Raw genomic sequence first — 13,203 nt, 5'->3', positions numbered from 1 at the left:
CGTTCTCCTCTTTATTGCGGGGCGTTGGCCCCGCTTATGGTTAGGCAGCCTTGCTGACCGGGACGGGCAGCGGTGAGAAAGGAATGTCCGGATAACCGAAGGCCGCCGGCCCGACGACCTCAAGCGCGCGGGCGCTGCGCAACAGGTCGTGGCAGGGGATGGCGATGACGGCCACGCGCTGGCCATAACGCAGCACTTCGGTGGTGATCGGATAACCCGTGTCGACATCGAGAAGGACGATCAGGTCGGGCACCGTCACTTCCACCTTGCCGTCACGGGAAAAAAGCAGGAATTCGTTCTGGATGGCGACGCCCGCCGTCTGGCCGGCGCAATTATCAAAGCCGGAAAGCGTGAGATCGCCGACTGCGAAACCGCCGCGCAGGTGGCGCTTCAGATCGGTGATCTTGCCGTTGAAGATGCGCTTTCCACCTTCGAGCGCGCAGACTGCGGCAATAGGGTCTTCCTGCTGTTTGCGGGCGCGGATCACTGCCTCACCGATGGCAATCGCCTTGGTATAGGTTTTCGGAATGCCGTACTGGTGCACGTAATGCGCCTGCATCGGCGCGGTCGCCAACATCGCACCGCCGCCCTGCGAGACGACGCAGGCGCGCGCCATTCGCTCGTGCCAGACTTCGGAAACGGCATGGCTGAAGATGACGGCGTTGCCGTGCAGATCGCACATCACCGATGGCGTAGAACTATGGCCATAGATGGAGAAGGTGGTCATCTGCATTTCCGGGAAAGCCCGGCCCATGCCGTCGCAATCGAGGATCGGCAGGCCGCCCAGCGCCGCCGTCACCAGCGGGTTCATCGAATTGGAACCGCCGATTTCCTCGCAGACGATGGCGTCGACGGGCGTGCGGATCAGCTCTTCCATCGCCCGCAGGCAGCGCAGGCCTTCGCGGCCTTCTCGAATGCGCTCGACGCCGACGACAGGCGCGCCGATGCCGCCGATGGACATGCAGAGCGCGTCCGGCTCGATGGCATCGGTTGCGAGAATCTTCATCTCGTAACCGGCCTTCATGGCCTCCAGCGCCAGCAGCTTGCCAAGATAGGGATTGCCGCCGCCGCCCGTGCCGAGGATGCCGGCGCCGATTTCCAGCGCATCGAGATCTTCACGGGTCAGCGTCCGCAATGCCGCTTCGTCATATTTCAGCTTGCGTGTCTCAGCCATGATTGGCTCCCATTTCTCCAACAACTTTCACATGAATGCGGGTGGCGTTGCCGGGCAGATAGGCAAGCGGCATGTCCTCGCGCTCGATCACTTCGAGCGTTTCGGCAATCGCACCAGCGGCAATCGCCTTTTCGCGGGCCTCCGCTTCCGCCTCGGCCAGTGCGCTCTCGCGCGTGCGTCCGTCCACCAGTGAGAAGACCCGGTCCGTCTCACCGCTGATCTGCGCAATGGCCGCGCCGACGGCATTGGCCACCGCGAAATTCTCAGGCCGGATGACCTCAAGATCACCGATGCGATCCGGCATCAGGATGGAACCGCCGCCAACGGCGATCACCGGCACCGGCGACGACGAGATGCGGCTGCGCTCCACACAGGCTTCGAGCATGTCGTTAATCTTGTCGACCGCGGCATTCACGAGTTTTTTGTCGAGGCTGGAGACCAGCGCCTTCTCGCCCACATCCGCCTTGCCGGAGGCAACCGCGATATCGGTCGCTGTCAGGGTCGAGCCACCGAAGCAGAGCGCCTCGCGGCGAACCCGGTAACCGACGGATTTCGGGCCGACGGTCAGGCCGTGATCGCCATTGACCACGAGGGAACCGCCGCCGAGACCGATGGAGAAAACGTCAGGCATGCGGAAATTGGTGCGCACGCCACCAATATCCACCGTGGTCGAGGCCTGACGCGGGAAACCGTGGGACAGCGAGCCGACGTCCGACGTGGTGCCGCCCACATCCACGACGACGGCATCCTTGAGACCGGTGAGAAAGGCCGCACCACGCATGGAGTTCGTCGGACCGGAAGCAAAGGTGAGCACGGGGAAACCGCGCACTACATCAGCCGCCATCAGCGTGCCGTCGTTCTGGGTGATATAAAACGGGCAGGTGATGCCCGCAGCCTTCAGCGCTTCGCCGAAAGCCGCAACCGTGCGGTCGGCAAGCGACAGCAGGCTGGCATTCATGATCGCCGCACTTTCGCGTGCAAGCAGGCCATGGCGGCCGATATCCTTGGACATCACCACCGGCAGGCCGGGGCAGCGCTCCTGCAGGATTTCTTTCGCCCGAAGTTCCATCGCATCGTTGATGCCGCTAAAAACGCAGGTGACGGCGGCGGCCTTCAGGCCCTTGGCGCGGATATCGGCGGCGATGCGAACGATTTCGTCCTCATCGAGCGGCGAAATTTCGCGTCCGTCGAATTCATAACCGCCACGCACCTGATAACCGTGGTTGCCGACGATTTCACGGAGATCGTCCGGCCAGTCCACCATGGGCGGCAGGCCGGCACCGGAAGGCAGGCCGAGCCGGATGGCGGCGACCTCGTCCATATGCCGGCGCTCGATCACCGCATTGGTGAAATGCGTGGTGCCGATCATCACGGCGCCGATGCGCGCCCTGTCTATGCCCGAAGCCTCGATGACCTTTTCAAGGGCTTCGATGACGCCTGACGTCACATCCTCTGTCGTGGAGGCCTTCACCCCCGCCAGAACGGTTTTATCCTGCAACACAACGGCATCGGTATTCGTGCCGCCGACGTCAATTCCAACGCGATACACGTCAGGCTCCTCTTTCATCAATCGGTCGTTTTGACGAGGAAGCGCATGCGCTCCTCCTCGGTCACCGTGGGTTTGAGACGTTCTTCCTCGTCGGTGACGACGGGGATGGCCGCGATCAGGGCGCGGGTGTAGGGATGGGCCGGCTCGGCGAAGACCGCCGACGTCACGCCCTCTTCGACGATCTCGCCCCGCAGCATGATGGCGATGCGCGAACAGAAATTGCGCATCAGCGACAGGTCGTGCGAGATCATCAGATAGGTCAGACCAAGCTCCTCGCGCAGCTGCAGCAGAAGGTCGATAACCGTCTTCTGCACGGAGACATCGAGTGCCGCCGTCGGCTCATCGAGGATGAGGATTTTCGGTTCGGCCGCCAGCGCGCGGGCAATCGCCACACGCTGCTTCTGGCCACCGGAAAGCTCATGCGGATATTTGTCGAGATAGGATTGCGGCAGCCGCACCAGCCCCATCAGTTCCTGCATGCGGTTTTCACGCGCAGGCCCGTCCATGCCGATGGATTTCAGCGGCAGGGCAAGCGTCTGTTTCACCGTGCGTTTCGGATTAAGCGAGGTGCCCGGGTTTTGATAGACGATCTGCGTCAGTCGCTTGCCGCGCGCAGGAGTCGGGGCGTCGATAACAAGATTGCCAGACGTGGGACGCGAAAGGCCCATGATCATGCGCGCAACCGAGGTCTTGCCGGAGCCTGACTCACCCGCAAGGCCGAAAACCTCGCCTTCCTTCAGGGTCAGGTTCACATCGCGGACGGCGTGATAACCGTTGCGGCGGCCGTAAATCTTATTCAGCCCTTCGATGGTGACGATGGGCGAGCGCGTGCTCTGCGCCAGATCGGCAACGCGCGGGCCATAGAGCGGCGGCACGGCATCCAGCAGCGAACGCGTATAATCCTCGGCAGGAGCATGTAGGATCTGCCTGCAAGGACCGGTCTCGACGATATCGCCGTGATGCATGACCACGACCCTGTCCGCCACCTTACGCACGACGCCGAGATTGTGGGTGATCATCAGCAGCGCCATGTTTTCTTCGGCAACCAGCTGGTTGATGAGGTTGAGGATTTCATCCTGCGTCGTCACGTCAAGCGCCGTGCCCGGTTCGTCGGCGATCAGGAGCTTCGGCTGGTGCAGCAGCGCAAGTCCGATCAGCACGCGCTGGCGCATGCCGCCCGAAAGTTCGGAGGGATAGGCGTTCATCACCCGTTCGGTATCCGCAAGCTGTACCCGACGCAGCACGGCCGCGATACGGTTGCGGCGCTCGGCCTTGGACGAGTTGATACCGTCGCGTTTGTCGGCAAAACGCATGACATCATCGAGATGCGTGCCGATCTTGAAGACCGGATTGAAGGACGATAGCGGGTCCTGCATGATCAGCGAAAACGCCGTGCCCTTCAGCGCCTCACGCTCCCTGCGTGGCATGGACAGCACATCCCGGCCATCGATGACGATCGCACCTGACGTGATAGCGGCGTTTTTCGGCAGGGTACCGATGATAGCCTTCGCCGTGACCGATTTGCCCGACCCGGTTTCGCCGATCAATGCCACGCGCTCGCCGGCGGCGACCGTGAAGGCGACATCGCGCAGCACCTGCCGGGTGCGGCCGTAATTGGTGAAGGTGACGTTGAGGTTTTCGACCTTGAGAAGCGGTTCAGTCATGGCCTTAGCTTTCCACGTCGAACATGTCGCGCAGGCCGTCGCCCAGCAGGTTGAAACCCAGCGTCACGTAAAGCACGGCCGCACCGGGGCAGAGCACTTCCCACCAGAAATCCGGCATGAACTGGCGCCCGTCGGCGACCATCGATCCAAGGTCAGGCGTCGGCGGCTTGACGCCGAAGCCGAGGAAGCTCAGCGTCGCCCCGAACAGGATGACGAAGGCGGCATCGAGCGTCGTCTTGACCGAAATGACCGAAACGCAGTTGGGCAGTATTTCGCGGAAGAGGATGTGTAACGGGCCCGCACCGGCAAGACGCGCCGCCTCAATATAGTCTTCCGAGGCGATGGACTTCGACACCGAATAGATCAGCCGCGCGTGCCAGGTCCACCACAGCAGCGTGATCGCGATCATGGCGTTCATCAGTGTCGGTTCCAGCAGGTTGGAGACCGCGAGCGCCATGACGAGTGGCGGCATGGCCAGCATCACATTCGTCAGGCCGCTGATAAGTTTTTCAGTCCAGCCACCGAAATAACCGGCGATCAGGCCAAGCACGGTTCCGACCGGCACCGAAATTCCGAGCACGCCGATGACGAGAAGCAGCGAGACGCGGAGCCCGAAGATGGTACGCGAAAAGATATCGCGGCCGGCCTTGTCGGTGCCGAACCAGTGTTCGAGATCCGGCGGCATATGGCGGGCGCGGAAATCGACAACCGCGCCGATATGTTTCGGATAGGGCGTGAGCCATGGCGCGAAGACCGCCAGCACCAGCACCGATAGCAGGATCAGCGAGCCGATGACCGCCGCCGGATTGCGGCTGAAGCGATACCACATCATGTAACCGGCGCTTAAGCCCCGATCAGTGGGTTCGAGCATTTTCATATCGGCCATCAGCGAGCCTCCTTGCGGCGCAGGCGCGGGTCGATGATCGAGATCAGAACATCCACGATCAGGTTCGCAACGATGAAGAACAGGCCGGCCACCAGCACCACGGCGGTCACGGCATTGAGGTCTTTCTGCAGGATGGCGTTGAGCCCATAGGAAGCGAAGCCGCCCCAGGCGAAGACCATCTCGATCACGAAGGCATTGCCGATCAGCGACGCGAATTCGAGACCCATGATCGTCAGCGGCGCTATGGAAGAGAGCTTCAGCAGGTAACGGAAGATGATGACCCGCTCCGGCACGCCGAAGCTTTGCAGGGTGAGCACATGGTCCTTGCGCTGGTTCTCGATCATCGAGGAGCGCGTGATGCGGGTGATCTGGCCGATGCCTGCCATGGAAAGTGCGAAGGCCGGCAGTGCGAGATGCTTCAGCGCATCGAGCACGACATCGAAACGTCCGGCCAGCGTGCCGTCGATGAGGATGAAGCCCGTCGGGCCGCCCTGCCAGCCAAGCCCGTGATCGAGCCTGCCGATGATCGGCCAGCCGGAGAGAAACCGGGCGGCCAGCAATTGCAGCGTGATGGCGAAAAGAAAGCTCGGGATCGTGACCCCGGTGAGCGAGAGGATGCGACCGATATGGTCAAGCGGCCGGTCGCGGTAATGCGCCGTGATGACGCCGAGAGGGATGGCAACGGCAAACATGAAGATGACCGAGACAAGTACCAGCTCCACGGTAGCCGGAACGGTCTGCGCCAGATCGGTAGTCACCGGGCGTTGCGACACCAGCGAGAAACCAAGATCGCCGTGCAGGGCATTGCCGATATAGTCGAGATATTGGACGGCGAGCGGCTTGTCGAGGCCCATCTCACCGCGCAGCGCATCCACCTGCTCCTGCGTTGCCGCAGGACCGAGCGCCATACGCGCGGGATCGCCCGGCACCACGCGGGCGAGCACGAAAATCATGATGGACAGGGCGATCATGACCAGCACGAAGGTGCCGAGCCTGTTCAAAATCGCGACCAGCGGATGTTGCTGCATCGGTGGAACGTTCCTTGTGCATCGGTTGCGTGAGCACAAGTTTTCACCACATGTCCCTTTGAACAATCTGGAAAAGGTATAGTTTTTTGAAAGATGAGTATAGGTTTTCAAGATTAAATCCCCTATGCCTTTGCGAATGACGCTGCTTCCCCGCACCCGCCTCTGCCGTCGCATCGCCAGCGAAACCGCCGGCGTGGTCTTTCTGCGGGCGCCGGCGGGTGCGGGAAAAAGCGTGCTGCTGGAAATGCTCGCAAAAGAGCTCGGAACCGAGGTGTGCCGCACGCACCAGCCGCGAAGCGACGAGGCCGAAAATGGCTGTCTCCTCTGGGACGTACCGGTTTTCGCGCGGGCCGCGCGCATGCCCGCCGCGCTTCTGGAGACGGTGCGTCTAGTGGTCATCGCCTGCCGGCCGGATCAGCGGATCAGCGGGCTGGCCCGGCAAATCCTGCATCGCGGTTCGCTCACCATCGGGCCGAATGAACTGCTTCTTGGCGAGGACGAGCTGGGAGGCCTGCCAACTGAGCAGAAACGTCTCGCACTCCACGACTATGCGGGTTGGCCGGCTTTTCTGTCACTGGCCCGTTTTCCGAATGAAATGCTGTGTGCCGACTATCTGCGGGAAAACTACCTGCCGCATCTTTCTCCCGCCCAGACGGTTGAACTTTCGTTCTGGCTGGAAAACCCCTCTGCGGAGCCAGAGGCGGACTGGACCGAACTGTTGCCGCCTTTCCTCACCGGAAATCCCGAAAACCACCCCACCCTGATACGGCTTCTGGGCGTGGCTGCACGGGAACGTCTCGCTACCCTGCAGGCCGGCAGCGCCGTGGTGGAGGTCGCATCGGCTTTCGAAAAGGAAGGGCGGGCGCTTGCGGCCATGGCGATGCTGCTTGACCGTGGTTACGAGACCCATGCCGCACAAATCCTGGAACGCGCCCACGGCCGTGAGCTGATCTATCGAAGCAGCGTCGACAGGTTTCGCGAGATCATCATGCGGTTTTCGCAGGATATGATCGCAACGAATGAAACCGTGCTCTTCGCCGTTACCCGCGCCCTGCTGAAACAGGGTGAGTTGCAGCGCGTGCGCCATCTGCTCGGCAAGAGTCTCGGATCGGACTATCTCGATCCACTGAAGGTGCTTGCCCGTGGCTCGCGGTTTTCCTTCGCCGCACGCACCTTCCGGCTGAACCTGATGATTGCCGAGGACCTGACGCCCAATGACGCGGTGATAACCCGCCTCGCCGAGTTCATGGCCGACTACCCCATGGACGATCACGGCAAATGGGCGGCCTATTACAATGCGTTGCTGGAATTCGAAATCCGCCGCCGCAATTTCCGCGAGGCCGAGGCCGCCGCCGCACGCGCTCTGATCTATCTGCGCAAAATGGGCGGACAGCCGCTGCTCGAATTTTTCATCCATCTACACCAGATCGTGCTGCGGCTGATGAGCGGCGATACGCTTCTGGCACGCCACGCGGCGCAGGAGGCGCGTGCGCGGCTGGAACAGGTGCCGCATGATGCCGTGCAGGAGTTCCGGATGCTGCGGCTGGCGGAAGCGTGTCTTGCCTATGAGGCGGGAAAACCGCGCGATCTCCTGCATTTCGTCGAACATGAATTCGATCATTTCGCCGCGGCCGAGATATGGCCGAGCCTGATGCAGTTTGCCCTGCATTATGCTTCGCAGGTGCTGATCGATCATTTTCCGATGACCGTGCGCCCCGGTTTTCTAGACGGTCTGTGGATTCACCTTTCGGAAGGCCTGCAATTCCATGCAATGATGGAAATCAGGACGGCCATCGCCTATCAGAACGCCAACCGCTGGGCGGATGCGGCCGCGACGCTTTCGGCGATCCGCATGCCCATGGGCCGCAACTGGGTGGAGAGCGCACATGAGGATCTTTCCCGCCTGACGCGCCGCGATGAGATCGCCTATGTCATGGCCTGGCTGCGCGATGCGGTGCATCTTTTCACGCCGCGCGCCTATCTCTCCCGCCAGATCGACGCGATGATCGCCAATCCCAAGGTCACCAACCGCGAAAAGGTCGCGCTGAGAATCTGGCAGAGCTATGCCGCGCACCAGCGCCGCGACAACGCCGCCGCCCGCGCCCATATCCTCACCGCCCTTGAATCCGCGACCCGTCTTGGCTGCAGCGGCGTCCTGTCGGAGGAGCGCGTCTTCCTCTCACCGCTCCTGAACAATCGCCGCATCCGCAGCTTCATCGAAACCTCGTCCGATGTCCGCACCGCGCTGTCGATTTTCGCCGCCTCGGTGAATTCACCGCAGGCGCGCGCCCTGCATGGCGGGCTTTCACAGCGGGAAGCGCAGATGCTGCAACTGCTGGCCAGCGGCATGTCGAACAAGAAGATTGCCCAGACGCTCAACATCTCGGAAGTGACGGTGAAGTTTCATCTCGGCAACCTGTTCCGCAAGCTGGATTGCAAACGCCGCGCGGAGGCGATCCGCGCGGCGAAAGCACTGGGCTGGCTATAAGACTCAGCGGTTGTTCTTCTTGCGCCATTCGGCAAAAGCCGTCTGGTGCTCTTCCTTCGTGCAGGGGTAAAGCCCGATGATCGTCTGGCCGGCCTTGACCTGCTCCACCACGAAATCCTCGTAAGCCGTCATTTCCACCGCCTCGGTTACCACGTCGTTGGCAATGCCAGCCGGGATGACGATGACGCAATCGGCGTCGCCGACAATGATGTCACCCGGAAACACCGGCGCATCGCCGCAGCCAATCGGGCCGTTGATCTCGATTGCCTCGTGTTTGGTGAGGTTGGTGGGGCTGGAAGGGCGGGTGTGGTAAGCTGGAATATCCAGCTCGGCAATGGTGGCCGCATCCCGGAAACCGCCATCGGAAACGATGCCGGCACCGCCGCGAACCATCAGGCGGGTCACAAGAATATCGCCGGCTGAGGCGGCGGTCGCATCCTTGCGGCTGTCCATGACGAGCACATGGCCCGGCGGGCAGGTTTCGATGGCGACACGCTGCGGATGGGCGGGATTGCGGAATTCGACAAGCTGGTTGCGGTCTTCGCGGGCCGGCATGTAGCGCAGGGTAAAGGCCGGGCCCACCATGTTCTTGCCCTTGTAGCCCAGCGGGCGCACACCCTGAATGACCTGGTTGCGCAGACCCCGCTTGTAAAGCGCCGTCGCCAGGGTAGCGACGGAAATCGTCATCAGTTTTTCGCGCGTTTCATTGTTCATGTCTGTCTCCTCGCAATGGGCGGCTGGATGTGTTTCAAGTCCTGTGAATGGGCTCGTCTGTGAAGACGCCGCCCTGATATTTTGCGATTGCGGCCTCGGGATCGGGGCGCGGCACATCGCGTTCGATTTCCGCACGGTAGCGCGCGGCATTGTCGCGGCGCTGCCAGCCGAGAAAATCGACATGGGAATTATCCCACCAGCTGTCGTCATTGGCGGAAACACCCCAGATGACAGGGCAACCGAGTTTCTGCACGCGGAAGGTGGCCTCGATCAGCGAGACGAAGTCACCGTAGCTGAGCCAGGTCGACAGCATCCGCCAGTTGGAGGGCTTTTCTTCGCAGGACCCTATACGGACGATGGCCGTCTCCTGGCCGAATTTGGAGTAGTAGAGGCTTGCCATCGCTTCACCGAAAATCTTCGAGACGCCGTAAAGGCCGTCCGGCAGAAAGGGCGTTTCCGGCTCGAGCTGCTGTCCCTGCGGATAATAACCGATCGTGTGGTTGCTGGAAGCGAAGAGAATGCGCGGCAGGCCGTTCTGCCTCGCCGCTTCGTAAAGATTGTAGACGCCGCGAAGATTGGCGGCCTCGATGGGATCAAAAGCCTTTTCTACCGAAATACCACCGAGATGGACGATGCCATCGCAGCCCTTCACCAGTTCATGAACCGCCGCCTCCTCTTCGAGCCGGCAGCGAACAAGCTCCTCATGGGGTGCTGCCTCACCGAGATCGACGACGTCGGAAAGACGGATCGTCTCGGCGACATGGCCAAGCCGCCCGCGCAGCATGCTGCCAAGCTTGCCGCCGGCGCCGGTGATGAGTAATCGCTTCAACATGTCGCGTCCTCAGAAAATATCGGGCTCGCCGGCGGTGCGGCCGAAATCCGTCTGCAGGAAGTCGAAATCGCAGCCTTGATCGGCCTGCGTGACATGCTTGGAGAAGAGATAACCATAACCGCGTTCATAACGCGGCGCGGGCGCCTGCCAGGTGGCGCGGCGGCTGGCGATTTCCTCTTCGCTGACCAGCATGTCGAGACGACGCTGCGGCAGGTCGAGGCGCACGATATCGCCGGTCTTCAGGAGCGCCAGCGGGCCGCCGACGAAGCTTTCCGGCGCGACATGCAGCACGCAGGCGCCATAGGAGGTGCCGGACATGCGGGCATCCGAAATGCGCACCATGTCGCGGTGACCCTTCTTGATCAGCGCCTTGGGGATGGGCAGCATGCCCCACTCCGGAAAACCGGGACCGCCCAGCGGGCCGGCATTGCGCAGCACCAGAACATGATCTGGCGTGACATCGAGGTTTTCGTCGTCAATTGCCTTCTTCATCTCCGGATAGCTGTCGAAGACCAGCGCGGGGCCTTCATGGATATGGTATTTCGGATCGCAGGCGGCAGGCTTGATGACAGCGCCATCCGGACAAAGATTGCCGCGCAGCACCGCAAGCGAGCCTTCCGCATAGACGGGATTATCGAGCGAGCGAATGACGTCGTCATTATAGACCTTCGCACCCTCTAGGTTTTCGCCCATGCTGCGGCCGGTCACGGTGAGCGCCGAACAGTCGAGACGGCTTTCGAGCTGCTTCATCAGCGCCCGCAAGCCGCCGGCGTAATAGAAGTCCTCCATCAGATAGTCTTTGCCGGAGGGGCGGACATTGGCTATGAGCGGCGTGATCCGGCCAAGCTCGTCCAGCTCATCCAGCGTCATCGGCACGCCGGCGCGGCGGGCCATGGCGATCAGATGCACGACGGCATTGGTGGAGCAACCGGTCGCCATGGCGACGATGGCGGCGTTGCGAAAGGCGGTCGCGGTCAGGATACGGTCCGGCGTCAGCTCCTCGGCCACCATTTCCACGATACGCCGGCCGCAACCTGCCGACATGCGCTGGTGTTCGGCATCCACCGCCGGAATGGAGGAAGCTCCTGGCAGGGTGAGGCCAAGGGCATCGGTGATGGCGGTCATGGTCGAGGCGGTGCCCATGGTCATGCAGACGCCGGCGGAGCGGGCAATGCCCCCCTGCACGCCGCGCCATTCCTCGTCGGTGACGTTACCGGCACGGCGCTCGTCCCAATATTTCCAGGCATCCGAACCCGAACCCAGCACCTTTCCGGCATAGTTGCCACGCAACATCGGGCCTGCCGGCAGATAGATCATCGGCACACCGGCCGAGATCGCGCCCATGACGAGGCCGGGCGTCGTCTTGTCGCAACCACCCATCAGCACCACCCCGTCGAGCGGATGCGAGCGGATCATTTCTTCCGTCTCCATCGCCAGCATATTGCGATAGAGCATCGATGTCGGCTTGGTGAAGCTCTCATCGACCGAAAGCGACGGCATTTCGACGGGGAAACCACCGGCCTGCAACACGCCGCGTTTCACGTCCTTCACCCTTTCAGGGAAATGCGAGTGACAGGTATTCAGCTCCGACCAGGTGTTCAGGATACCGATGACGGGTTTGCCGACAAAATCCTCCTCCGCATAACCGAGCTGCATCATGCGTGAGCGGTGGCCGAAGCTGCGCAGGTCGTCGGGGGCGAACCAGCGGTCGGAACGGAGTTTTTTATCGGTCATGTCAATGGTCCTGCGTTGCGGGTTGCGCCAAAGGCTGTCAGTCCTGCCGGAGCGTCAGCCCGCTCGTCGTATCGAAAAGATGAATGTGTTCCAGCGGCGCCGACAGGCGGATAACTTCCCCCGCCGAAGTCGAGGTCTGGCCGGAAAGATGCAGCGTTACCGGAGTGCCGTCGCCGAGATTACCATAGAGATAGGATTCCCCGCCCAGCTGTTCTGCGGTGCGCACAGACATGGTCAGCGCGCCGCCCTCACCGGGCTGCACATGGTTCGGGCGGACGCCGAGCGTCACCTTCTGGCCGGGCTTGTAGGAAAAGCCGGTCTGCGGTAGCGGGATCAATTCGCCGGTCGCGATCTTCAGCGACGGCGTTGCATCCGAGGTCACTTCGCCGGCAAAAAAGTTCATCTTCGGCGAACCGATGAAGCCTGCCACGAAGAGATTGGCCGGGCGGTTATAAAGATCGAGCGGCACACCGAATTGCTCCAGCTTGCCGGCGCGCAGAACGGCGATCTTGTCGGCCATGGTCATGGCTTCCACCTGATCGTGCGTCACATAGATCATGGTATTGCCGAGACGCCGGTGCAGGCTTGAAATCTCGCCGCGCATGTCGACGCGAAGTTCCGCATCGAGGTTGGAAAGCGGCTCGTCGAAAAGGAACACACGAGGCTCGCGCACGACGGCGCGGCCGATGGCGACGCGCTGGCGCTGGCCGCCCGACAGATCCTTGGGGCGGCGCTCGAGAAGCTGGTCGATCTGCAGCATCTTGGAAACCTGGGAGATCTTTTCGGCGATATCCTTTTTGGAGGTGCCGATGTTCTCAAGCCCGAAGGACAGGTTTTCACGCACCGTCATATGCGGATAAAGGGCATAGGACTGAAACACCATGGCAAGGCCGCGATCTGCGGCCGGAACCGTGTTGACCACATCACCGCCGATGACGATATCGCCGCCGCTCAGTTCTTCGAGACCGGAGATCATGCGCAGCAGGGTCGACTTGCCGCAGCCGGAAGGACCGACGAAAACACAGAACTCGCCGTGTTTGATATCGAGATCGACACCCTTGATCACATCGAGGGCACCATATGTCTTTTTGACCTGACGAAGCTCTATACTTGCCATTGTCGTGTTTCCTCCCT

Annotated in this window: 10 protein-coding genes; 1 reads left to right on the top strand and 9 read right to left on the bottom strand. The window is 61.7% G+C overall.

The window, feature by feature from the left end:
* Positions 1–40 precede the first annotated feature (40 nt).
* The 5 genes from PIB16_RS13055 to PIB16_RS13035 are packed head-to-tail and all read right to left on the bottom strand — an operon-like array spanning position 41 to position 6,301.
* Positions 41–1,174 (bottom strand): DUF917 domain-containing protein, encoded by a 1,134-nt coding sequence (locus PIB16_RS13055; RefSeq protein WP_125145758.1) that lies wholly within the window; start codon positions 1,172–1,174, stop codon positions 41–43.
* A complete protein-coding gene (locus PIB16_RS13050) occupies positions 1,167–2,723 on the bottom strand; it encodes a hydantoinase/oxoprolinase family protein (protein ID WP_271045712.1) in 1,557 nt (518 codons plus the stop codon). The genes PIB16_RS13055 and PIB16_RS13050 overlap by 8 nt, the downstream gene beginning before the upstream one ends.
* Before the next feature lie 17 nt (positions 2,724–2,740).
* Positions 2,741–4,387 carry a nickel ABC transporter ATP-binding protein NikE gene (nikE, locus tag PIB16_RS13045; RefSeq protein ID WP_174036855.1) on the bottom strand — a complete coding sequence of 549 codons (1,647 nt, stop codon included), beginning with the start codon at positions 4,385–4,387 and terminating at the stop codon, positions 2,741–2,743.
* Positions 4,388–4,391: 4 nt separating this feature from the next.
* The gene (locus PIB16_RS13040) at positions 4,392–5,273 is read right to left on the bottom strand and encodes an ABC transporter permease (RefSeq protein WP_020813268.1); all 882 of its coding nucleotides are present in this window, start codon (positions 5,271–5,273) and stop codon (positions 4,392–4,394) included.
* On the bottom strand, positions 5,273–6,301 hold the full coding sequence (locus PIB16_RS13035; RefSeq protein ID WP_059753288.1) for an ABC transporter permease: 1,029 nt from the start codon (positions 6,299–6,301) through the stop codon (positions 5,273–5,275). The genes PIB16_RS13040 and PIB16_RS13035 overlap by 1 nt, the downstream gene beginning before the upstream one ends.
* Positions 6,302–6,437: 136 nt before the next feature.
* Here PIB16_RS13035 and PIB16_RS13030 point away from each other — a divergent pair, with 136 nt between their 5' ends.
* Positions 6,438–8,789 carry a helix-turn-helix transcriptional regulator gene (locus PIB16_RS13030; RefSeq protein ID WP_271045711.1) on the top strand — a complete coding sequence of 784 codons (2,352 nt, stop codon included), beginning with the start codon at positions 6,438–6,440 and terminating at the stop codon, positions 8,787–8,789.
* A 3-nt stretch (positions 8,790–8,792) separates the two neighbouring features.
* Here the strand turns inward: PIB16_RS13030 and PIB16_RS13025 are convergent, their stop codons facing one another.
* Genes PIB16_RS13025 through PIB16_RS13010 form a run of 4 tightly spaced genes read right to left on the bottom strand, consistent with a single transcriptional unit; the run spans position 8,793 to position 13,186 of the window.
* Positions 8,793–9,503, bottom strand: coding sequence for a ribonuclease activity regulator RraA (locus tag PIB16_RS13025; RefSeq protein ID WP_271045710.1), 711 nt, complete (start codon positions 9,501–9,503; stop codon positions 8,793–8,795).
* A 34-nt stretch (positions 9,504–9,537) separates the two neighbouring features.
* Positions 9,538–10,335 (bottom strand): NAD-dependent epimerase/dehydratase family protein, encoded by a 798-nt coding sequence (locus PIB16_RS13020; protein ID WP_271045709.1) that lies wholly within the window; start codon positions 10,333–10,335, stop codon positions 9,538–9,540.
* 9 nt (positions 10,336–10,344) lie between these two features.
* On the bottom strand, positions 10,345–12,069 hold the full coding sequence (gene araD, locus PIB16_RS13015) for an L-arabinonate dehydratase (protein ID WP_271045708.1): 1,725 nt from the start codon (positions 12,067–12,069) through the stop codon (positions 10,345–10,347).
* A gap of 37 nt (positions 12,070–12,106) precedes the next feature.
* Positions 12,107–13,186: an ABC transporter ATP-binding protein gene (locus PIB16_RS13010; RefSeq protein WP_003524613.1), complete on the bottom strand. Its 1,080-nt coding sequence runs from the start codon at positions 13,184–13,186 to the stop codon at positions 12,107–12,109.
* Positions 13,187–13,203: the final 17 nt, after the last annotated feature.

Origin of the sequence: Agrobacterium sp. ST15.13.015 (assembly GCF_027871645.1) — a bacterium.
In the GTDB taxonomy this organism is placed as follows: Bacteria; Pseudomonadota; Alphaproteobacteria; order Rhizobiales; family Rhizobiaceae; genus Agrobacterium; species Agrobacterium leguminum.
The sequence above is the reverse complement of the archived record's forward strand: the minus strand, read 5'-3'. Positions and strand labels throughout refer to the sequence as shown.

Bases quoted from the DNA above. Each gene is read 5' to 3' on its own strand.
- PIB16_RS13055 (WP_125145758.1), bottom strand. From the start codon at position 1,174: ATGGCTGAGACACGCAAGCTGAAATATGACGAAGCGGCATTGCGGACG.
- nikE (WP_174036855.1), bottom strand. From the start codon at position 4,387: ATGACTGAACCGCTTCTCAAGGTCGAAAACCTCAACGTCACCTTCACC.
- PIB16_RS13040 (WP_020813268.1), bottom strand. From the start codon at position 5,273: ATGGCCGATATGAAAATGCTCGAACCCACTGATCGGGGCTTAAGCGCC.
- PIB16_RS13035 (WP_059753288.1), bottom strand. From the start codon at position 6,301: ATGCAGCAACATCCGCTGGTCGCGATTTTGAACAGGCTCGGCACCTTC.
- PIB16_RS13030 (WP_271045711.1), top strand. From the start codon at position 6,438: ATGACGCTGCTTCCCCGCACCCGCCTCTGCCGTCGCATCGCCAGCGAA.
- PIB16_RS13025 (WP_271045710.1), bottom strand. From the start codon at position 9,503: ATGAACAATGAAACGCGCGAAAAACTGATGACGATTTCCGTCGCTACC.
- PIB16_RS13020 (WP_271045709.1), bottom strand. From the start codon at position 10,335: ATGTTGAAGCGATTACTCATCACCGGCGCCGGCGGCAAGCTTGGCAGC.
- araD (WP_271045708.1), bottom strand. From the start codon at position 12,069: ATGACCGATAAAAAACTCCGTTCCGACCGCTGGTTCGCCCCCGACGAC.
- PIB16_RS13010 (WP_003524613.1), bottom strand. From the start codon at position 13,186: ATGGCAAGTATAGAGCTTCGTCAGGTCAAAAAGACATATGGTGCCCTC.